The sequence below is a fragment of the Streptomyces albiaxialis genome, from assembly GCF_039530985.1.
Classification (GTDB): Bacteria; Actinomycetota; Actinomycetes; order Streptomycetales; family Streptomycetaceae; genus Streptomyces; species Streptomyces albiaxialis.
This window is the reverse complement of sequence record NZ_BAAAPE010000001.1, coordinates 536259-555748: the sequence shown is the minus strand read 5'-3', so window position 1 is coordinate 555748 and position 19490 is coordinate 536259. Positions and strand designations below refer to the sequence as shown.

Sequence of the window (19490 nt, the reverse complement as noted above, 5' to 3'; positions counted from 1 at the left end):
CTGCTGTTCCCGGGCGGACCTTCAGGGGCTGCTCTGAGCCGCTTGCGCCCTCCCGTCGCCCGACCGCCACCCCTCAAGGAGGCCCCTTCGGGGCCGCTTGCACTCCGGGGGGTCGAGTGCTAATTATTGGCGTTAGCACTCTCCGTGTGAGAGTGACAGAGAGGACCGGGTCGGTGAGGTCCGCAGGCCGGGTGGGGCAAGGAACCACCGGGTCGCAGACCGTCCGTCGCGGGCGCCAGCGCGGTCCGGGCAAATCCCATCCCGTCCGGGAGGACCACTTCACATGGCCAAGATCATCGCCTTCGACGAGGAGGCGCGGCGAGGGCTTGAGCGCGGCATGAACCAGCTCGCCGACGCCGTCAAGGTCACCCTCGGCCCCAAGGGCCGGAACGTCGTGCTGGAGAAGAAGTGGGGCGCCCCCACGATCACCAACGACGGTGTCTCGATCGCCAAGGAGATCGAGCTGGAGGACTCCTACGAGAAGATCGGCGCCGAGCTGGTCAAGGAGGTCGCCAAGAAGACGGACGACGTCGCCGGTGACGGCACGACGACCGCGACCGTCCTGGCCCAGGCGCTCGTCAAGGAGGGCCTGCGCAACGTTGCCGCCGGCGCCAACCCGATGGCGCTGAAGCGCGGCATCGAGAAGGCCACCGAGGCCGTCTCCGGCGCGCTGCTGGAGCAGGCCAAGGATGTGGAGACCAAGGAGCAGATCGCCTCCACCGCCTCCATCTCCGCCGCCGACACCCAGATCGGCGAGCTGATCGCCGAGGCCATGGACAAGGTCGGCAAGGAAGGCGTCATCACCGTCGAGGAGTCGCAGACCTTCGGTCTCGAGCTGGAGCTCACCGAGGGCATGCGCTTCGACAAGGGCTACATCTCCGCCTACTTCGCCACCGACATGGAGCGCATGGAGGCGGAGCTGGAGGACCCGTACATCCTCATCGTCAACTCCAAGATCAGCAACGTGAAGGACCTCCTTCCGCTGCTGGAGAAGGTCATGCAGTCGGGCAAGCCGCTGCTGATCATCGCGGAGGACGTCGAGGGCGAGGCCCTGTCCACGCTGGTCGTCAACAAGATCCGTGGCACCTTCAAGTCCGTCGCCGTCAAGGCCCCGGGCTTCGGCGACCGCCGCAAGGCGATGCTGAACGACATCGCGATCCTCACCGGCGGTCAGGTCATCGCCGAGGAGGTCGGCCTCAAGCTGGAGAACGCCGGTCTCGACCTGCTGGGCCGCGCCCGCAAGGTCGTCATCACCAAGGACGAGACCACCATCGTCGACGGTGCCGGTGACAGCGAGCAGGTCGCGGGCCGGGTCAACCAGATCCGCGCCGAGATCGAGAACAGCGACTCGGACTACGACCGCGAGAAGCTCCAGGAGCGCCTGGCGAAGCTGGCCGGCGGCGTGGCCGTCATCAAGGCCGGTGCCGCCACCGAGGTCGAGCTCAAGGAGCGCAAGCACCGCATCGAGGACGCCGTCCGCAACGCGAAGGCCGCCGTCGAGGAGGGCATCGTCGCGGGTGGTGGCGTGGCCCTGCTCCAGGCGTCCACCGTCTTCGAGAAGCTGGAGCTGGAGGGCGACGAGGCCACCGGTGCCGCCGCCGTCAAGCTGGCCCTGGAGGCCCCGCTCAAGCAGATCGCGGTCAACGCCGGTCTTGAGGGCGGCGTCGTCGTGGAGAAGGTGCGCAACCTGACCCCGGGCAACGGCCTGAACGCCGCCACCGGTGAGTACGTCGACATGATCGCCGAGGGCATCCTCGACCCGGCCAAGGTGACGCGCTCCGCGCTGCAGAACGCCGCCTCCATCGCGGCGCTCTTCCTCACCACCGAGGCCGTCATCGCCGACAAGCCGGAGAAGGCCGCCGCGGGCGCCGACGCGGCTGCCGCCGGTGGCATGGGCGGCATGGACTTCTGAGTCCGCCCGCCTGAGGCACGCCTGCGAGGGCGGTGCCCCTTCCTCCCGGACTTCCGGGGGGAGGGGCACCGCCCTTCGGCGTCTCTCAGCGCCACTCCAGGACCTGGCCCGCGCGGAGCGCCTTGTCCGCGCCCTTCGCCGTGATCTTCTCCGGGGACGAGCCCGGTGCCGTACGGGTGAGGAAGTGCTCGGTGACCGAGCCCTGGCGGGAGGTGAGGATCATCCGGCGGCCGTCGGGGGAGAGGGCGCGCAGGGTGTTTTTCCGGCTCGTCTTCGGCAGGACCGGCTCGCCGATCGCGGCCTCGGGCGGCTCCTCGTCCTTCTTGAGGCGGGTGGTGTCCACCGTCCAGAAGTTGTTCTTCCTGGCCGGGTCGTCCTCCGTCATCTTCCGCTCGCCGCACAGGACATGGGTGCCGTCCGTCCAGCCCATCGGCAGGCAGCCGCCGATCGGGCGGAGCGGCGCGTCGTCGTCGCGCTGGACGCCCGCACGGCGGGGGACGTCCACCACGTTCATGCCCTGCATCTCGTGGAAGCCCGCCGCCTTGCGGCCGTCGGGGCTGACGCGCAGGACGCTCGCCGTGATCGCGCTCGCCGGGTCCCCGGCGAGGGTGAAGCCGGGGCGCTGGACGCTCAGGCTGTCGCCCTTGCCGCGCGGCTTCGCGGGGGCGCTGAGGATGCGGGGCTCGTCCTCGTCCTCGCCCTTGGTCATGTACCAGACCCGGTCGGAGCCGTCCTGGGCGAAGACCGGGTGCTGCTCGGTGGGGGCGTCCGCGAAGTCCGAGCCCCCGGCCTTGCTGACCATCGTGGGCTTGCCGCCGCCCGGCGTGACGACCGCGGCGCGCGTGCCCTCCGTCTCGGCGTCCTTGAGGACCACGGCCAGCTTCGTGAAGTCCCTGTTGAACAACTGCCGTACGCGCGGCTCCGCGAGCGGCTTCGGGCCCTCGTCCTCGGTGCCGGTGTCGGACGGGGTGAGGACGTCGCCCTTGCACAGGTCGGCGAGCGGGGTGCGCGCGTTGTCCTCCTCCTCCGTGAGGACCGTGGTCGGCGGGAGCGTGAACGTCGTGGTGGCCACCTGTTTCCAGGACTCGGGGTCCCAGGCCTCGACGATCACGTCCGCCGGCTTGTTCGCCGGGACCGCGCACCAGGCCTTGACCACGACGCCCTCGGCCGGGATCGCGCCCTTGGGGTCTTCGGGGTCCTTGGAGCCCTTGGACCCCCCGGAGGCGTGGGAGCCCCCGTTCTCGTCCGACGGCTTCCCCTTCTCCTCCGTGTCCTCCCCGCCGCCGCAACCGGCCAGCGCGACGGCGGCCGTGAGGGCCAGGGCGGCGAAGTGCTGTTTGCGGTACCGGTGTTCACGCATAGTGCGCGAGTGTATCCACGGGCGGCAACTCGGCGGAGGGGGGCCGGTGTTGGTCTGGGTGGCCCCGGGGGGTGGGGTTAGGTACACCCCGCGAGACGCCACCCAGGCGGCTGCTGCGCGGCTCCGCGCGGCGGGATCGTAGAGACATGACGACGACGATGGAGTTCCACATGGCACCGACGGCCACCGACCAGCACCTGGCGACGGCCCGAGTTCCGGGACGGTTCCGGCGGGAGGTGGCGTACCTGCTCTCGGGGCTGCCGCTGGGCATCGCGGCGTTCGTCCTGATGGTGACCGGCTTCGCCCTCGGTGTCTCCACGCTCATCCTGCTGCTCGGCCTGCCGGTCCTCGGCGGCACGCTCGCCATGGCCCGCTGGTTCGCCCGGGTCGAGGCCGCGCAGATCGAGCGCGTCAGCGGCCGTCCGCTGCCGCCCGGGGCCGAGCGCACGCCGCGCGGCGGCTGGGGCCTGCTGGCCGACGCGCAGGGCTGGCGCGACCTGGTGCACGCGGTCGTCGCCTTCCCGGTCCGGGTCACGACGTTCTCGATCGCGCTGGCCTGGCTGGTGGGCGGCGTCGGCGGGCTGACCTACGGCCTGTGGTCGTGGTCGATCCCGCGTGACGAGAACGACGGGCTGATGGACCTGGCGTTCGGCCTCACCGGCCGCGGCCCCGACATCGCCTTCAACACCGCCCTGGGCGTCGTGCTCCTGGCGACCACGATCCCCGTGATCCGCGGCCTGGCCACCGCGCAGGCCGGTCTCGGCCGGGTCATGCTGCGCGGCGGGAGCCTGTGACCCAGGGACTCCGGTCGGCCAGAACATCGCTTCCGCGCACAAGAGCACCCCGGTCCCCGGGGTGCTCTTGTGTGTGAGAAAGCACATGGCCGACCGCGTCGCGTCGGCTACACCGGGCCGCGTACGCTACGGAAGATTTGCCGTAGCTATCGTATGAACTCCCCAAGGGCGCCGTGTGGACTCGCTGAACTCCTTCATTCTCGACGTCAACGACGTCTTCTGGACCTACCTGCTGATCCCGCTGGTCGTGGGCGCCGCGCTCTGGTTCACGCTCCGCTCCCGGGGCGTGCAGGTGCGGATGCTGCCGGAGATGTTCCGGGTCCTCGGCGACAAGGCGCAGACCGGGCCCGACGGGCGGAAGCAGGTCTCCGCGTTCGGCGCCTTCACGATCTCCGCCGCGGCCCGCGTGGGCACGGGCAACATCGCCGGTGTGGCCGCCGCGATCACCGCGGGCGGCGCCGGGGCCGTGTTCTGGATGTGGGTCATGGCGCTGCTGGGCGCCGCGTCCGCGTTCGTCGAGTCCGCGCTCGCGCAGCTCTACAAGGTGCGGAACAGGGACGGCGACGGCAACGACTCCGGTACGTACCGGGGCGGGCCCGCGTACTACATGGAGCGGGGCCTGGGGAAGCGCTGGGTGGGCGTCGTGTTCGCCGTCGTCATCACCCTGACCTTCGGCTTCGTCTTCAACGCGGTGCAGTCCAACACCATCGCCTCGGTAGCCCAGGGCTCGTTCGGCGACAGCTTCCCCGCGGCCGGTGCAGGGGTCGGGCTCGTGGTGCTGCTCGGCCTGGTCGTCCTCGGCGGCGTACGGCGCATCGCGACGGTCACCCAGCTCATCGTCCCCGTCATGGCCGTGCTCTACCTGCTGCTCGGCCTCGCGGTCGTGCTGCTCAACGTGAACGACGTGCCGCGCGTCTTCGCGGACATCGTCGGCGGCGCCTTCGGGGTGCGCGAGGTCGCGGGCGGCGCGCTGGGCGCGGCGATCCAGCAGGGCGTGCGGCGCGGCATGTTCTCCAACGAGGCCGGGCTCGGCTCGGCGCCCAACGCGGCGGCGACGGCCGAGGTCACCCACCCGGTCAAGCAGGGCCTCGTGCAGACGCTGGGCGTCTTCTTCGACACGCTGCTCATCTGCTCGATGACGGCGTTCATCATCCTCACCTCGAACCCCTCGCTGTCCCAGCGGGGCGGCGCGGACCTCACGCAGACCGCGCTGACCGAGACGCTCGGCGGCTGGGCGGGCCACGTCCTCACGCTCGTCGTCTTCCTGCTGGCCTTCTCCACGCTGATCGGCAACTACTACTACGGCGAGTCGAACATCCGCTTTATGACGGGCCGCCGCTGGGTGCTGCCCGGCTACCGGGTGCTGGTGCTGGCGGCCGTCTTCGGGGGCGCGCTCGGCTCGGTGGACGTCGTGTGGAACCTCGCGGACGTCTTCATGGGCGGCATGGCGCTCGTCAACCTGCTCGCGATCCTGCCGCTGTCCGCGATCGCCTGGAAACTGCTGGAGGACTATCTCGCGCAGCGTCGCGAGGGCCTCGACCCGGTCTTCACCCGGGACCGGGTGCCGGGGCTGCCGGGCGAGATCGAGTGCTGGGGCCCGGCGCGGGAGGGCGCACCCGCGCGGGAGGGTTGACCCTCACACCGTGTGAGGCCGTGGAGTAGGGGGCGTCATGTTCACCATCGGAGACTTCGCCGCCCACGGCAGCGTGTCCGTACGGATGCTGCGCCACTACGACGCGGTCGGGCTGCTGCGGCCCGCCCACGTCGACGCGTTCAGCGGCTACCGCTACTACGCCGCCGGCCAGCTCGCCCGCCTCAACCGGATCATCGCCCTCAAGGACCTGGGCTTCACGCTCCAGCAGGTCCGGGTGATCCTCGACGAGCGGGAGCCGGTCGGCGTGGCGGAGCTGCGCGGCATGCTGCGGCTGCGCGAGGCCGAGCTGGAGGCCGCGCTCGCGGCGGACGCGGCGCGGCTGGCGCGGATCGGCGCGAGGCTCCGCATGATCGAGAGCGAGGGTCACATGTCCTCCGACGACATCGTGGTCAAGCGGCTTCCGTCCGTACGGGTCGCGGAACTGACCGGCACCGCGGACCGCGCCGAACCGGGCTCGATCGGCCCGGTCATCCAGCCGCTGTACGGGGAGCTGTTCGCCCGGCTGGAGAGGGCGGGGATCGCGCCCGCGGGGAAGGGGCTCGCGCACTACGAGGGCGTGGAGGGCGAGGACGCGGTCGTCGTCCACGCCGGGGTCCAGGTCGCCCCCGACACCCCCGCCGAGGGCCACGACTTCGCGGTCGTCGACCTCCCGGAGGTCGCGGCGGCCGCCACGCTCGTCCACCACGGCCCGATGGACGACGTCATGCCGGCCCTCCAGACCCTCGCCCGCTGGATCGAGGCCAACGGCTACCGCTCGGCGGGCCTCCCGAGGGAACTCCAGCTCTCGTGCGAGGCCTCCAGCGAGGGCGGCCAGGAGAACTGGATCACGGAACTCCAGGAACCGGTGGTCCGGGCCCCCGAGTGAGGGCCGCCGTTCGCTGTGCCGCCGGGCACCCCCTACTCGGCGCCCAGGGACCTCTGCATCAGGACGGTGTCGACCCACCGTCCGTGCTTGTGGCCCACGGCGGCAAGGCGGCCCGTCTCCTTGAAGCCGTGGCGGGCGTGGAGGGCGATCGAGGCGGGGCCCACCGCCTCGTCCACGTCGGAGATGACGGCGATCATCTGCCGTACGCCCGCCCCCGCGCTCTCCTCCAGCAGCGTGGCGAGGAGCGCCCCGCCGAGCCCCTGTCCCGTGCGGCCGGGCGCGAGGTAGACCGTGTCCTCGACGGTGTGCCGGTAGGCGGGCTTGGGGCGCCAGGGCGCGGCGTACGCGTACCCGGCGATCTCGTCCCCCGGCCCGGCGGCGACCAGGAAGGGGAGGCCGCGCGCGGCCAGGTCGTCGTACTTGCCGCGCCACGCGTCGGCGCTCAGCGGCTCCTCGTCGAACGTGACGACCGTACGGGCGACGTAGTGCGCGTAGATCTCCGCGACCGCCGCGAGATCGCCGGGACGCGCGGCCCGGATGTCCACTGACTGCGTTGACTGCATGGCCGACTCTAGGCACGCCCGTGTTTCCGGGCTGTTTCGTATTGGACTGAGCGATACAGAACCTGTTAGCGTGCCGGACATGGCGCGACCACGACTCTTCGACGAGGAGCGGGCTCTGGACGCGGCGATGCTCGCCTTCTGGGAGAAGGGCTATGAGGCCACCTCGACCCAGGAGCTGTGTGCCGCCACCGGTCTGGGCCGCAGCAGCATCTACAACACGTTCACCAGCAAGCACGACCTCTTCCGCCGGGCCCTCGCCCGGTACATCGACGCGATGACCGGGATCCAGCTCGACATCCTGGAGGACGAGGGGCGCGAGCCGGTGGAGCGGCTGCGGGCGCTCTTCGCGCGGATCGTCGACTCGGAGGAGGAGTACCGGCGGGGCGGGCGCGGCATCGGCTGTCTGACCGTCAACACCACCGTCGAACTCGCCGGGCGCGACGAGGAGTTCTCCCGCATGATCGACCGCGATCTCGCCGTGCGGCTCGCCGCGCTGCGGGCCGTGATCGAGGCCGGTCAGCGCGACGGCACGCTCACGAGGGGGCGGGACGCGGAGGCGCTCGCCCGGTTCGTGAACGCCGTGATCGGCGGCATGCGGGTCTCCGGGCAGGGCGGCGCCGACCGGGCCGCGCTGGAGTCCGTGGCGGAGACGGCCATGGCGGCGCTGACGCGCTGAAGTCCCGCGTGCACGCGCGGGGCTTCACTGCGCCCTTGTTTTGAACTGATCCATCCAAAACCATCATCGGAACCCACGGAGAGGCGGCCCACCGTGCCCCTTGCCATCTACGTCCTCGCGCTCGGCATCTTCTCGATGGTCACCAGCGAGTTCGTCGTCGCCGGGCTCATGCCCCAGATCGCCGAAGGGCTCGACGTCGGCATCCCGCAGGTCGGCTACCTGATCACCGCGTTCGCCGCCGCGATGGCCTTCGGCGGCCCGCTGCTGGCCGCCGCCATGCTGCGGCTGCCGCCGCGCCGCGCGCTGGCCCTGATCTTCGCGATCTTCCTCGCCGGGAACGTGCTCGCCGCGGCGGCGCCCACCTACGGCGTGATGTTCGCGGCCCGGCTCGTCACCGGGACGGCCTCGGCGGCCTTCCTGGGGCTCGCGATCTCGCTGAGCGTACGGCTCGCCGGGCCCGAGGTGCGGGGGCGCGCGGTGTCCGTCGCGCTCAACGGGCTGATGCTCGGCACGCTGCTCGGGCTGCCGCTCTCGACGCTGGTCGGCGAGCGGTACGGCTGGCGCGCGGCCTTCTGGGCGATCACCGCGCTCACCGTCGTCGCCGCGCTCGTCACGGCCGTCGGCGTGCCCCGGATGGAGCGCGCCGCGGAGTCCGGCGGCGGGATACGGGGCGAGCTGGGCGTCTTCCGCAGGCCGCGGCTGTGGCTGGTGATGAGCACCAGCACGCTCATCATCGGGGCGACGTTCTCCGCGTTCTCGTACTTCAACCCGGTCCTCACCGAGATCACCGGCTTCAGCACCTCCAGCGTGCCCCTGCTGCTGATCGCCTACGGCGCCGCGACCGTCGTCGGCAACTACGTCGTCGGACGGCTCGCCGACCGCTGGACGCTGAGCGTGCTGGTGACCGGGCTCGTGCTGAACGCGTTCTTCCTGGCGGGCTTCGCGCTGCTGGCCCATCTGCCCGTGCCCGCCGTGGTGTTCATGCTGGGCATCGGGCTCGTCGGCGTCACCATGAACCCGGCGATGGCGGCCCGGGTGCAGCGGGCCGGGAACGCCGGGCCGCTGGTCAACACGGTCCACTCGTCCTTCATCACCCTCGGCATCATCATCGGCTCCTCGCTCGGCGGCGCCGCGATCCCCTCGTACGGGATGCGGGCCCCGGTCTGGATCGGGGCCGGGCTCGCGGTGCTCGGGCTCGTCTCGCTCGTCCCGGACCTCCGGGCGGGGCGGCGGACCGGCCGGGACGAGCGGCGGGAGGGGCGGCGGGCCGGGCGGGTGACCGCCAGTCGGCCTGATATTCGATCGGACGAGGGGTCAGACGGCCCGCAGGTCCCCGAGGTTGTACGCATGTAAGCCATAAATCAGGCACTCAGGTCCTATGGCGCGTTCGTCGCATCTGTTGTTTCTTTGAGCTGTACCCACCACTCACCGCTCAGAGCAGAGGAAGCGCATCCATGCACAGCACGCACAGCACTGTCATGTCGCGTCGGGTCCGTGTCGCCGCCGCCGGTCTGGTGACGGCGGGGCTCCTGGGCGCCGGTGCCGCCACCGCCGTCGCCGCGCCGCAGGTCCCCGCCCCGCCGGAGCCGGTCCCGGCACACACCGACCCGGCCCCCGCGGCCGCCGCCACGCACCACGCGACCGCCGACCACACGGTCGTCAAGGCGTGGCAGGAGTTCCGCGTCAAGGGCCTGACCAAGGGCATCAAGCCGGGCAGCAAGGTCGTGCTGGAGCAGAAGCAGAAGGGCACCTGGCGCGCGCTGCCCGCGCAGACCATCGTCAACAAGTCGGGCGCGTACACGCTGCGCGTCAAGCTCGGCCTCAAGGGCAAGAACGAGCTGCGCCTGCTCGCGGGCGGCAAGCCGTCCAACGTCCTGACCGTCACGGTCCGCTGACGGACCGTCCGATCCCGCTTGCTACCGTCCCCGCATGAGGCACCAGCCGGACGACCTGGACGTACAGGACCTGCGAAGTGCCCTGCGGGGATGGGGGATCGAGACCGCCGGGGACCCGGCGTACCTGCCCGTGGGCTTCGGGGACCACCACTGGGGCGCGCGGGACACCGCCGGGCGCCGCTGGTTCGTGACCGTCGCCGACCTCACGGCCAAGCCGTACTGCGGGGACGGGGCCGAGGCCGCCGCACGCGGACTGACCGCCGCCATGGACACGGCGGCGGCCCTCCGCGCGGACCTCGGCCTCGGCTTCGTGCTGGCCCCGGCCCGGGACCGGCACGGCCGGACGACCGTCCGCCTCGGCGCGCGGTACGCGCTGAGCGTCTTCCCCCACGAGGAGGGCGAATCCGACCCGGACGGGGCCCCGCTGCCGCCGGAGGACCGGGCCCGCGCGCTCGACGCGCTCGCGGCCCTGCACGCGGTGGAGCCCCCGCCCACCGCCCCCGCCACGGGCCCGGCCCTCTCCCGGCGGGCCCTGCTGGAGGAGACGCTCGCCGATCCGTCCGGGCCCTGGAGCGGCGGCCCCTTCGCCGAACCGGCCCGCGCGCTCTTCGCCGCGCACGCCGCGTCCCTGCGGCGCCGCCTGGACGCCTTCGACGCCCTGGCCGCACGCGTCGCCGCCACCGGCGCCCGCCCGGTCGTCACCCACGGCGAGCCCCACAGCGCGAACATCCTCCGCACCCCGGACGGGCTTCTCCTCGCCGACTGGGACACGGTCGGCCTCGCGGCCCCCGAACGCGACCTCTGGCAGGTCGCCGAGACCCCCGACGACCTCGCCCGCTACGCCGAGGCCACCGGCCGCACCCCCGACCCCGCGGCGCTCGACCTCTACCGCACCCGCTGGGACCTGGAGGACATGACCGAATACCTCGCCTGGTTCCGCACCCCCCACGCCCGCACCCCGGACACGGAGGCGGGCTGGGAGGAGCTCACGAGCCTGCTGGATCCGGAGGACTAGATCCTCGGCCCGTCGGCTTTCGTGAGGTCGACATCCAGGGGAAACGGCTCGGAGATCTTCAGACGTGCGTGGTGGATTCCGGTGACGGCGTACGTCTTCGTCGCGGGCTCCAACTCGAAGACGTAGACCACGGTTCGGCCCTCGTCGTCTTCCACGCGCCAGAAGTGCGGGATGCCTGCGGCAGCGTACTTACGGGGCTTGGCGTCGCGGTCACGGAACACGGAATCCGGGGAAACGACCTCGACAGCCAGCAGCACATCCTCCGGCTGGTACGTGGTCTGCTGCTTCCCTTCGTCCGCCTCCGCGCGAGTGACCATGACATCAGGTTCGGGTCGATTGCCCCGGTCCAGCGTGATCGTCATCTCGCGGATGACCTCGAACTCCGAGGGGGCTTGCTCCATGAGGCTGTACGTGAGCAGGTTGATCACGCGCATATGGAACTTGGCTTGCGGACTCACGAAGACGAGGCTCCCGTCGATCAGCTCCGTGTGGGGCGGAAGGTTGGGGAGCCGGTCCAGGTCTTCTGCGGTGTAGCCGCCGACGGGCGGAACAGGCCACTCGTACTCAGGCTCGACGTTCATGATTGCTCCCATGGCCGGGATCCTCGCCGAGGCCAAGGGTATCGGGGCCCGTACCCCGGTGCTTCAGTCATACGAGTGAGCCCGGGGCCGGGGCCGGGGCGGGGGTCGCGGTCGGGTTCGGAGGCGTGCCCTCGATCTCCGAGCCGGCGACCGGTTCCGGGGAGTCCTGTTCGGTGTTCAGGTCGAGGAGCATCTGCTTGCTGAAGCCGAAGAAGTAGGTGGCCAGGAAGCCCGCCACATAGCCGGCGGCGAGGCCGAGGGCATAGATGGCGGCGATGGCGCCGAGGGAGTGGTTGCCCTTGAGGAGGGGGAAGAGGGCCCAGCCGGAGGGGCCGATGGCGGTGGAGCCGACCGAGGTGCCGAGCTGGTAGAAGAGGCCGACCACGCCGCCGCCGAAGGCGCCGCCCACGCAGGCCGTGATGAAGGGGCGGCCGAGGGGGAGCGAGACGCCGTAGATCAGCGGCTCGCCGACGCCGAGGAAGCCCGCCGGGAGCGCCGACTTGATCGTCGTACGGATCGAGGTGTTGCGGCGGAGGCGGAGATAGATCGCCAGGGCCGCGCCCACCTGGCCCGCTCCCGCCATCGCCAGGATGGGGAGGAGGACCGTGAAGCCGTCCTGCTCGATGAGCGTGGTGTGGATGGGGATGAGGGCCTGGTGCAGGCCCAGCATGACCAGGGGCAGGAAGAGGCCGCCGAGGACGAAGCCCGCGAAGGCGCCGCCGTGTTCCAGCAGCCAGTTCGCGACGTGGCCGATGCCCGTGGACAGCTCGCCGCAGACGAACATCAGTCCGTAGAGCGTGACCAGGCCCGCGACCAGGACCGTGACGGTGGGCGTGAGCAGGACGTCGAGGGCCTGGGGGACGACCCGGCGGCACGCCTTCTCCACGTACACCGCGAGTAGTGCCGCGAAGAGCGCGCCCAGCACGCCGCCCTGGCCCGGCGCGAGTTTCTCGCCGAAGGCGGAGACGTCCGCGACGCCCGGGAAGACGATCACCGCGGCCGCCGCGCCGCCGAGCACCGGGGTGCCGCCGAACTCCTTGGCCGTGTTGACGCCCACGAACACCGCGATCAGCGACATGAAGCCGGTGGCGATGGCGGTGAGGGCCGGGGTGAGGGAGGGCAGCCATTCGAGGTTGGTCAGCAGGCCGTTGATGCCCGCGACGATGCCGCAGCCGATGAGCGCGGGGATGAGCGGCACGAAGATGTTGGCGACGCGGCGCAGCATCAGCTTCACCGGCGTCGCGTTCCGCTGCTTGCGCTCCGCGCGGATCGCGGCGCCCCGGTCGGCCAGCTCCCGCGCCGTGACGGGCGGCGCCGCGGCCTTCTCCTCCTCGACCAGGGACTCGAACTCGGGGGTGACCCGGGCGACCTTCCCCGGCCCGAGCACGATCTGGTACGTGTCGTCCTCGACGACGCCCATCACGTCCGGGAGCGCCTTGAGCGGCTCGTCCCGGACGAGGGAGCGGTCGGCGAGGCCGAGGCGCATGCGGGTCATGCAGTGGGTGACGGACGTGACGTTCCCGGCCCCGCCGACGAGCGGGAGGATCGCCGCAGCGATCTCGCGGGCCGCGCTGTTCTCAGTGCTCATGGTGCAGTCGCTCTTCTTCGAGTGGTGCTGGGCAGTGGTTCAGGGGGTTCTGGTCGCGGACTTGAGCGCGGCGCGCAGGTGGCCGCCGGACTCGGCGAGGAGCCGCGCGGCGGTGGGGCCGTCGACGTCGCCGAGGAGGGTGAGGATCGCGTTCTTGACCTCGCCGTCGGTGGCGGCGAGCGCCGCCTCGATCTCGTCGTCGGGCGCGCCTGTGGCCAGCGCGACGATGCGCCGGGAGCGCGCCCGCAGCTTGTCGTTGGAGGCCCGGACGTCGACCATCAGGTTCCCGTACGTCTTGCCGAGCCGGATCATGGTCAGCGTCGAGAGCATGTTGAGGACGAGCTTCTGGGCCGTGCCCGCCTTCAGCCGGGTGGAGCCGGTCAGCAGTTCGGGGCCGACGACGACCTCGATGCCGTGGTCGGCGGCGGCGGCGAGCGCCGAGTCCGCGTTGCAGGACAGGCCGATGGTCAGCGCCCCGTATCCGTCGTGGGCGTGCTCGACGGCGCCGATCGCGTACGGCGTACGGCCCGAGGCGGAGATGCCGACGACCGTGTCCTCGGCGCGCAGCTCCAGTTCGTCGAGGTCGGCGGCGGCCATCTCCTTGCTGTCCTCGGCGCCCTCGACGGCCGTCACCAGCGCGCTGGGGCCGCCCGCGATGAGGCCCAGGACCTGGCCCGGCGCGGTGTTGAAGGTGGGCGGGCACTCGCTCGCGTCCAGCACGCCGAGCCGGCCCGCCGTGCCCGCGCCCGCGTAGATCAGCCGGCCGCCGCGGGCCATGCGCTCCGCCGTGCCGTCGATCGCCGCGGCGATGCGGGGGAGCTGCTCGGCGACGGCGGTGGCGACCGTGGCGTCCTCACCGTTCATGATCTGCGCGATCTCCAGCGTGGGCAGCCGGTCGATCTCGGACAGCTCGCTGCGGAACGCCTCGGTGGTGAGCGTCTCCAACTGGGCGCGCAGCGAGGAGGAGACGGAGGGATCTGTCGGGTGCGTGGTCATGAGGGCGCGGCTCTTTCTGCGTTCGGGCAGGGAAGGGACTCGTCGTACGCGGGCGCTTGTACGGGCGCGGGCGCGGTGCTTCGCGTGTCCCGTGGTCAGCGGGCGCGGGGGCGCGGCGAGTGGCGGTGGGCCAGCGCCTCGTACGACGCGGACAGGGCCGGGGCCGCCGTCTCGTACGTACGCTGCGCGACTCCTATGAACAGGCAGTCCACGACCAGCAACTGGCTCGTCCTGCTCGACATGGCGGCGGGGCGCAGCTCGCTCTCGCGGGCGGTGGAGGTGGTGAGGACATGGTCCGCGTACTGCGCGATCTCGCCCTCCGGGCGGCCGGTGATCGCGAGGGTGGTCGCCCCGCGGTCGAAGGCGACGCGCAGCGGCTCTATGACGTCCACCGTGCGGCCCGAGTGGGTGATCGCCACGGCGACGTCGCCCGCGCGCAACTGCACCGCGTTGGTGACCGCGAGGTGCGGGTCGGCGTGGGTGTGCGCGACGAGCCCGATGCGCAGCAGCTTCTGTGCGAGGTCCTGGGCCACGAGGCCCGAGGCCCCCACCCCGTACACATCGATGCGGCGGGCCGCGGTCAGCGCCATCACGGCGGCCTCGACCTGCGCCGTGTCGAGCCCGGCGGCCGTGTCGGCGAGGGTCTGCTGCTCGTCGAGGGCGAGCTTGGCGACGACCTCCCCTATCGGGTCGTCCACCGCGATGTCGGCCGTGACGGCGGGCGCGGCGCCCGACTCCTGCTGGGCCGCGAGCCCGGCGAGCGCCAGCCGCAGGTCCCGGTACCCGGGATAGCCGAGCAGGCGTGACGTCCGCACGACCGTGGCCTCGCTCGTGCCGGTGCGCTCCGCGAGCCCCGTGACGGTGAGCTGCGCGCAGCCCGCCGGGTCCCCGGCGACGGCCTCGGCGACGCGCTGCATGGAGCGCGTCATCGACGGGGCCATGGTCCGCACCTTCGCGGCCAGCGCGGTCGGTCCCGGCGTCCTGCCCGGGGCCGCCGTCCCCCGCGTCTGGTTCGGGGGCCGCGAGGGGAGGGAGAAAGTTTCCTTCACATTGCTCGTCACCCTTGGAAGATATTTTCAGGCGTGCGCCGCGTCAATGGGTCAGGTGGTGCAATGGAGGTATGGAAGCGGAATCGGAAGCGGGCCCGACACCGGACGGACCGGATTCATCGAGCCTGGAGAAGGCGCTGCACGCCGCGCGGGCGCTGATCCTCGCGGACCTGGAGGCGAGTGGCGTCGCGCGCGCCGACATCGTCTCCCTCGTCGAGGAGTCCATCACGCACCGCCGCTGGTGGGTCGGCGAATGGCCCGACGGCGTCGCCTACGTGGACGGGCTCGTCGCCCAGGACGTCCAGGACGCCCTGCTGGAGCGGTACGGGCGGTGGCCCGTGTGCCCCGTCTGTGTCGGCGCCGACCCGCACGCGATGGATGTCGAGCCCGAGCTGGGCGAGGACCCGCACTGGGTGTGCGGCAAGACGATGACGGTGGTCGCGCGGGTGGGCGCGCTGCGGGAGCGCGTGTGACGGTGCTCATCGACCCGCCCCAGTGGCCCGGGCACGGCCGCATGTGGTCGCACCTGGTCAGCGACCACTCCTACGAGGAGCTGCACGACTTCGCCGCCCGTATCGGCTGCCCCCGCCGCGCCTTCGACCGCGACCACTACGACGTGCCGAGCGGGCGGTACGCGGACGCGGTGGCCGCCGGGGCCGTGGAGGTCGGCAGCAAGGAGCTGGTCCGGAGACTGACCGAGGCGGGGCTGCGACGCCGCAAGAGGTGACGGGTTCCGTTCCGGTGCGGCTTGTCCGTGGGCCGGGTCCGGGGGTGCCCCTTTTCGCCGTTGCGGGGTGCGGCCTTCGTCGTGGTCGCCCGCGCAGTTCCCCGCACCCCTTTCGGGGCGCACCCGCACGAGGCCCTCACGCGAGGGCGCGGGCCAACTCCTCGATGCCCTCCTCGATTTCGCCCGGGGTGCGGGCCGCGTAGCCGAGGACCAGGCCCGGGGGGCCGGGGCGCTGGCGGTGCCAGGTGAGGGGGTGGGTCTTGACGCCCCGTTCGAGAGCGCGGGCCGCGAGACGGGTGTCGTCCACGTCCCCGTACGGGCCCTCCAGCGTGACCATGAGGTGCAGCCCCGCCGCCGCGCCGTGCACCACCGCCTCCGGGACCCGCTCCCGGAGCGCGGCCACCATCGCGTCCCGGCGGCGGCGGTGCCGGACGCGCAACTGGCGCAACTGGCGCTCCAGTTCGCCCGAGTCCATCAGCCGGGCCAGCACGAGCTGCGGCAGCACCGGGTTGCCCAGGTCGGCGTGGCGCTTGGCGGCGACCATTGCCGCGTGCAGCCACGGCGGCGCCAGCACCCAGCCCACGCGCAGCGCGGGCGCGAGGAGCTTGGAGACGCTGCCGGTGTAGCAGACCCGTTCGGGGAGGAGGGAGCGCAGGGCGGGGACGGGCGGGCGGTCGTAACGGTGCTCCGCGTCGTAGTCGTCCTCCATGATCAGCCCGCCGGGCCCGTCCCTTTCCCCCGCCCAGCGCGTCAGCGCCCGGCGCCGTTCCCCGCTGAGCACCACGCCCGTGGGGAACTGGTGTGCCGGGGTCAGCAGCACGGCGTCGGCGCCGAGTGCGCGCAGCCCGCCCGGCCCGGCCACCCGTACGCCCTCCTCGTCCACCGGGACCGGCGGCGTCGCGAGGCCCGTGCGCGCGATGTGCAGCCGTACGCCGAGGGAGCCCGGCTCCTCGACCGCCATCGCGCCGTACCCCGCCCGGCGCAGGGCCTCGCCCGCGAGCACGAGGGCCTGCGCCGTGCCGTTCACCACCAGCACCTCGTCCGGGGACGCCGCGATGCCCCGGTTGCGGGCGAGCCAGCGGGCGATCGCGGCGCGCAGCGCGGGGGCGCCGCGCGGGTCGCCGTACCCGAGCGCGGCGGCGGGCAGCTCGGTGAGCACGGCGCGCTCGGCACGCAGCCAGGCGGCGCGCGGGAACGCCGCGAGATCCGGCACCCCCGGTGAGAGGTCCACGCGCGCGGGCGCGGCCCGCAGCGTCTCGAAGACCTCGTCGGTGGGCGAAGGGACGAAGAGGGCGGCCGGGGCGGGGGCGTCCGGCGGCTCGGCGGGAACGACGGGAGTGGGCGACGGTACGGACACGACGACCGTCCCGCGCCGCCCCCGCCCCACCACGTGCCCGTCCTCCACCAGCCGCTGGTACGCCTCCGTCACCACGCCGCGCGAGACGCGCAGCTCGGCGGCGAGGACGCGGGTGGCGGGCAGGGTGCTGCCCAGCGGGAGGCGGCCGTCGGAGATCGCGCGCCGCAGCCGCCGGGCGAGCCAGTCGGCGAGCCCGCCGGGCGGCGCCTCGGCGACGTCGAGCTGGAGGAAGTCGGAGCCGGGCTGTTTGGACCTGTTCACCGCGCTCTCTTTGGACCTGGGCACAGGACCATTGTGGGCGGGAGATTGGCGGGGAGCACGCGAACCGGGAGAAGAGAGAGAAGAGAGCGACGCCAGTGACGACCACCACGAGACCGCCCGAGCCCCCGCGCTACGTCCACGGGTACTCCCCGTACGAGGCCCGCAGGCTCGGCGACCAGGCCGACACGCTCGCCGGACTGCTGCACGGCGACACCGCGTACCCGCCCGGCAGCCGGGTCCTGGAGGCCGGGTGCGGGGTCGGCGCGCAGACCGTCCACCTGGTCGCCGGGAGCCCCGGCGCCCGGATCACCGCCGTCGACGTGTCACCGGACTCGCTCGCGCAGGCGCGGGCGCGGCTGACGGCCGAGGCGCCGGGCGCGGACGTGGCGTGGTACGAGGCCGACCTGCACGAACTCCCCTTCGCGGACGGCGCGTTCGACCACGTCTTCGTCTGCTTCGTGCTGGAGCACCTGCCCGACCCCGTCGCGGCTCTGCGCGCGCTGCGCCGCGTGCTGCGGCCGGGCGGCACGCTCACCGTGATCGAGGGCGACCACGGCTCGGCGTTCTTCCACCCCGACAGCGCGTACGCGCGGGCGGCCGTCGACGCGCTCGTACGCCTCCAGGCCGCGGCGGGCGGCGACGGCCTCCTCGGCCGCCGCCTGCACCCGCTGCTGACCTCGGCCGGGCTGACGGACGTGACCGTCACGCCCCGCACGGTCTACGTCGACGACTCACGCCCCGACCTGGTGGAGAGCTTCACCCGGAACACGTTCACGGCGATGGTCGAGGGCGTACGGGACGAGGCGCTAACGGCCGGGATGATGACGGCCGCCGACTGGGAACGCGGCGTCGCGGACCTGCGGCGTACGGCCGAGGGCGGCGGCACGTTCCACTACGGCTTCTTCAAGGCGGTGGCGGTCAGTCCGCGCTGACCCGGACGGCCGTGGGTGTGGCGCTCTTCGACGTCACGACCCGGGACCCGCTCTCCCGGCGCTGCACGCGCGAGGCGACGGCGGTGACGGCGACGCCCGCGGCGGCGAGCACGGCACCGGTCCACGCCACCGCCTCGTACCCCCAGTGGGCGCTGATGACGAGGCCGCCGAGCCAGGGGCCGACCGTGTTGCCGATGTTGAAGGAGGCGGTGGTGGTCGCGCCCGCGAGGGTGGGGGCCGCGTTCGCCACGTTGAACATCCGCGCGTTGAGGGCCGGGGCGGTGGTGAAGGCGGTCACGCCGAGCATCAGCGCGAGCGCGATCGCCGCCCACCGGTACTCCGCGAGGAGCGCGAGGAGGGCCAGCACGCCGGTCGAGGCGGCGATGCCGCCGTACATCGTCCCGAACAGGTGCGCGTCCGCGATACGCCCGCCGATCACCGTCCCGACGAGCCCGCCGATCCCGAACAGCCCGAGCACGGTCGGCACCCAGCTCTCCGGGAGCCCGGCGACATCGGTGAGGAGCGGGCCGAGGTAGGAGAAGAGGGCGAAGACGGCGCCCGCGTTGAGCGCGATCGTGAGGAGGGCGAGCCAGACCTGCTTGTCGCGGTAGATCCGCAGCTCGCGCCGCAGGTTCGGGGCGTCGTCGCCGGTCGCGGGCGCGGTGCGGGGCACGCACGCGATCACGCCGACCAGCCCGATCGCGGCCAGCGCCGCCACGGCCCAGAACGCCGACCGCCAGCCGGCCTGCTGCCCCAGGAACGAGCCCGCGGGCACCCCCGCGATGTTCGCCACGCTCAGCCCGCCCACCATGATCGCCATGGCCTTGGCCCGCGCGTTCACCGGCACGAGCGACACGGCGACGGCCGCGCCGACCGCCCAGAACCCGGCACACGCGAGCGCGCTCACGACGCGGGACACGAACAGCACCCCGTACGTCGGGGCGAGCGCCCCCGCTATCTGCCCCAGCATGAAGACGATGAGCAGCGCGATCAGCGTCGTACGCCGCGGCAGCTTGAGCGTCGCGGCGGCGAGCAGCGGCGCCCCCACGACCATCCCGATCGCGAACGCCGAGATCAGCATCCCCGCCTTCGGAATGCTCACCCCCATGTCCCGCGCCAGCGGCTGCAGAATCCCGGACAACATGAATTCCGACGTCCCCAGCGCAAAAACGGCCAGGCCGAGCACGTAAACGGCCAGGGGAACACGGGCAGGGCTCGACTTCTCGACCTCGGGGAGGGCTTCGGATGGCATGCCAGGAGTCAAC

At 72.5% G+C, this 19490-nt stretch carries 19 protein-coding genes; 11 read left to right on the top strand and 8 right to left on the bottom strand.

Annotated elements, in window-relative coordinates; all coding sequences use genetic code 11:
• Positions 1-283 precede the first annotated feature (283 nt).
• Entirely contained in the window at positions 284-1912 is a 1629-nt protein-coding gene (gene groL / locus ABD343_RS02535) for a chaperonin GroEL (RefSeq protein ID WP_344523449.1), read from the top strand.
• Between the two features lie 85 nt (positions 1913-1997).
• On the opposite strand, the gene ABD343_RS02530 is transcribed toward groL, so the two are convergent.
• The gene (locus ABD343_RS02530) at positions 1998-3272 is read right to left on the bottom strand and encodes a hypothetical protein (protein WP_344523447.1); all 1275 of its coding nucleotides are present in this window, start codon (positions 3270-3272) and stop codon (positions 1998-2000) included.
• Positions 3273-3418: 146 nt separating this feature from the next.
• Here ABD343_RS02530 and ABD343_RS02525 point away from each other — a divergent pair, with 146 nt between their 5' ends.
• The 3 genes from ABD343_RS02525 (at position 3419) to ABD343_RS02515 (ending at position 6585) form a co-directional block, all read left to right on the top strand.
• On the top strand, positions 3419-4066 hold the full coding sequence (locus ABD343_RS02525) for a sensor domain-containing protein (protein ID WP_344523445.1): 648 nt from the start codon (positions 3419-3421) through the stop codon (positions 4064-4066).
• Positions 4067-4241: 175 nt separating this feature from the next.
• The gene (locus ABD343_RS02520; RefSeq protein ID WP_344523443.1) at positions 4242-5699 is read left to right on the top strand and encodes an alanine/glycine:cation symporter family protein; all 1458 of its coding nucleotides are present in this window, start codon (positions 4242-4244) and stop codon (positions 5697-5699) included.
• Positions 5700-5736: 37 nt separating this feature from the next.
• Entirely contained in the window at positions 5737-6585 is an 849-nt protein-coding gene (locus tag ABD343_RS02515) for a MerR family transcriptional regulator (RefSeq protein ID WP_344523441.1), read from the top strand.
• Positions 6586-6617: 32 nt separating this feature from the next.
• Here ABD343_RS02515 and ABD343_RS02510 read toward each other — a convergent pair whose 3' ends face one another.
• Positions 6618-7148, bottom strand: coding sequence for a GNAT family N-acetyltransferase (locus tag ABD343_RS02510; RefSeq protein ID WP_344523439.1), 531 nt, complete (start codon positions 7146-7148; stop codon positions 6618-6620).
• Positions 7149-7227: 79 nt separating this feature from the next.
• On the opposite strand from ABD343_RS02510, the gene ABD343_RS02505 reads away from it, so the two are divergent.
• From ABD343_RS02505 to ABD343_RS02490, 4 genes are all read left to right on the top strand, one after another.
• On the top strand, positions 7228-7824 hold the full coding sequence (locus ABD343_RS02505; protein ID WP_344523437.1) for a TetR/AcrR family transcriptional regulator: 597 nt from the start codon (positions 7228-7230) through the stop codon (positions 7822-7824).
• A gap of 93 nt (positions 7825-7917) precedes the next feature.
• The gene (locus ABD343_RS02500; protein ID WP_344523435.1) at positions 7918-9177 is read left to right on the top strand and encodes an MFS transporter; all 1260 of its coding nucleotides are present in this window, start codon (positions 7918-7920) and stop codon (positions 9175-9177) included.
• A 101-nt stretch (positions 9178-9278) separates the two neighbouring features.
• The gene (locus ABD343_RS02495) at positions 9279-9719 is read left to right on the top strand and encodes a hypothetical protein (RefSeq protein ID WP_344523433.1); all 441 of its coding nucleotides are present in this window, start codon (positions 9279-9281) and stop codon (positions 9717-9719) included.
• Positions 9720-9753: 34 nt separating this feature from the next.
• Positions 9754-10734 (top strand): phosphotransferase family protein, encoded by a 981-nt coding sequence (locus tag ABD343_RS02490; protein ID WP_344523431.1) that lies wholly within the window; start codon positions 9754-9756, stop codon positions 10732-10734.
• Here the strand turns inward: ABD343_RS02490 and ABD343_RS02485 are convergent.
• The 4 genes from ABD343_RS02485 to ABD343_RS02470 all read right to left on the bottom strand — a co-directional run bounded on the left by ABD343_RS02485 (position 10731) and on the right by ABD343_RS02470 (position 14960).
• The gene (locus ABD343_RS02485; protein ID WP_344523429.1) at positions 10731-11327 is read right to left on the bottom strand and encodes a Uma2 family endonuclease; all 597 of its coding nucleotides are present in this window, start codon (positions 11325-11327) and stop codon (positions 10731-10733) included. The genes ABD343_RS02490 and ABD343_RS02485 overlap by 4 nt on opposite strands.
• Before the next feature lie 55 nt (positions 11328-11382).
• Positions 11383-12903: a PTS transporter subunit EIIC gene (locus ABD343_RS02480; protein ID WP_344523427.1), complete on the bottom strand. Its 1521-nt coding sequence runs from the start codon at positions 12901-12903 to the stop codon at positions 11383-11385.
• A 39-nt stretch (positions 12904-12942) separates the two neighbouring features.
• On the bottom strand, positions 12943-13899 hold the full coding sequence (gene murQ / locus ABD343_RS02475) for an N-acetylmuramic acid 6-phosphate etherase (RefSeq protein ID WP_344523425.1): 957 nt from the start codon (positions 13897-13899) through the stop codon (positions 12943-12945).
• Positions 13900-13994: 95 nt separating this feature from the next.
• The gene (locus ABD343_RS02470) at positions 13995-14960 is read right to left on the bottom strand and encodes a MurR/RpiR family transcriptional regulator (protein WP_425578085.1); all 966 of its coding nucleotides are present in this window, start codon (positions 14958-14960) and stop codon (positions 13995-13997) included.
• A 59-nt stretch (positions 14961-15019) separates the two neighbouring features.
• Here ABD343_RS02470 and ABD343_RS02465 point away from each other — a divergent pair, with 59 nt between their 5' ends.
• Positions 15020-15421 (top strand): hypothetical protein, encoded by a 402-nt coding sequence (locus ABD343_RS02465; protein ID WP_344523423.1) that lies wholly within the window; start codon positions 15020-15022, stop codon positions 15419-15421.
• The gene (locus tag ABD343_RS02460; RefSeq protein WP_344523421.1) at positions 15418-15675 is read left to right on the top strand and encodes a DUF4031 domain-containing protein; all 258 of its coding nucleotides are present in this window, start codon (positions 15418-15420) and stop codon (positions 15673-15675) included. The genes ABD343_RS02465 and ABD343_RS02460 overlap by 4 nt, the downstream gene beginning before the upstream one ends.
• Positions 15676-15811: 136 nt before the next feature.
• On the opposite strand, the gene pdxR is transcribed toward ABD343_RS02460, so the two are convergent.
• Complete coding sequence (gene pdxR / locus ABD343_RS02455) at positions 15812-17317, bottom strand: MocR-like pyridoxine biosynthesis transcription factor PdxR (protein WP_344523419.1); 1506 nt, start codon at positions 17315-17317, stop codon at positions 15812-15814.
• A 71-nt stretch (positions 17318-17388) separates the two neighbouring features.
• Here pdxR and ABD343_RS02450 point away from each other — a divergent pair, with 71 nt between their 5' ends.
• Positions 17389-18225: a methyltransferase domain-containing protein gene (locus tag ABD343_RS02450; protein WP_344523417.1), complete on the top strand. Its 837-nt coding sequence runs from the start codon at positions 17389-17391 to the stop codon at positions 18223-18225.
• Here ABD343_RS02450 and ABD343_RS02445 read toward each other — a convergent pair.
• Entirely contained in the window at positions 18212-19477 is a 1266-nt protein-coding gene (locus tag ABD343_RS02445) for a Cmx/CmrA family chloramphenicol efflux MFS transporter (RefSeq protein ID WP_344523415.1), read from the bottom strand. The genes ABD343_RS02450 and ABD343_RS02445 overlap by 14 nt on opposite strands.
• Between the last annotated feature and the right edge of the window lie 13 nt (positions 19478-19490).

Excerpts from the sequence above, each read along its gene's own strand:
- groL (WP_344523449.1), top strand. The coding sequence starts at position 284 with ATGGCCAAGATCATCGCCTTCGACGAGGAGGCGCGGCGAGGGCTTGAG.
- ABD343_RS02530 (WP_344523447.1), bottom strand. The coding sequence starts at position 3,272 with ATGCGTGAACACCGGTACCGCAAACAGCACTTCGCCGCCCTGGCCCTC.
- ABD343_RS02525 (WP_344523445.1), top strand. The coding sequence starts at position 3,419 with ATGACGACGACGATGGAGTTCCACATGGCACCGACGGCCACCGACCAG.
- ABD343_RS02515 (WP_344523441.1), top strand. The coding sequence starts at position 5,737 with ATGTTCACCATCGGAGACTTCGCCGCCCACGGCAGCGTGTCCGTACGG.
- ABD343_RS02510 (WP_344523439.1), bottom strand. The coding sequence starts at position 7,148 with ATGCAGTCAACGCAGTCAGTGGACATCCGGGCCGCGCGTCCCGGCGAT.
- ABD343_RS02505 (WP_344523437.1), top strand. The coding sequence starts at position 7,228 with ATGGCGCGACCACGACTCTTCGACGAGGAGCGGGCTCTGGACGCGGCG.
- ABD343_RS02495 (WP_344523433.1), top strand. The coding sequence starts at position 9,279 with ATGCACAGCACGCACAGCACTGTCATGTCGCGTCGGGTCCGTGTCGCC.
- ABD343_RS02490 (WP_344523431.1), top strand. The coding sequence starts at position 9,754 with ATGAGGCACCAGCCGGACGACCTGGACGTACAGGACCTGCGAAGTGCC.
- ABD343_RS02485 (WP_344523429.1), bottom strand. The coding sequence starts at position 11,327 with ATGGGAGCAATCATGAACGTCGAGCCTGAGTACGAGTGGCCTGTTCCG.
- ABD343_RS02480 (WP_344523427.1), bottom strand. The coding sequence starts at position 12,903 with ATGAGCACTGAGAACAGCGCGGCCCGCGAGATCGCTGCGGCGATCCTC.
- murQ (WP_344523425.1), bottom strand. The coding sequence starts at position 13,899 with ATGACCACGCACCCGACAGATCCCTCCGTCTCCTCCTCGCTGCGCGCC.
- ABD343_RS02465 (WP_344523423.1), top strand. The coding sequence starts at position 15,020 with ATGGAAGCGGAATCGGAAGCGGGCCCGACACCGGACGGACCGGATTCA.
- ABD343_RS02445 (WP_344523415.1), bottom strand. The coding sequence starts at position 19,477 with ATGCCATCCGAAGCCCTCCCCGAGGTCGAGAAGTCGAGCCCTGCCCGT.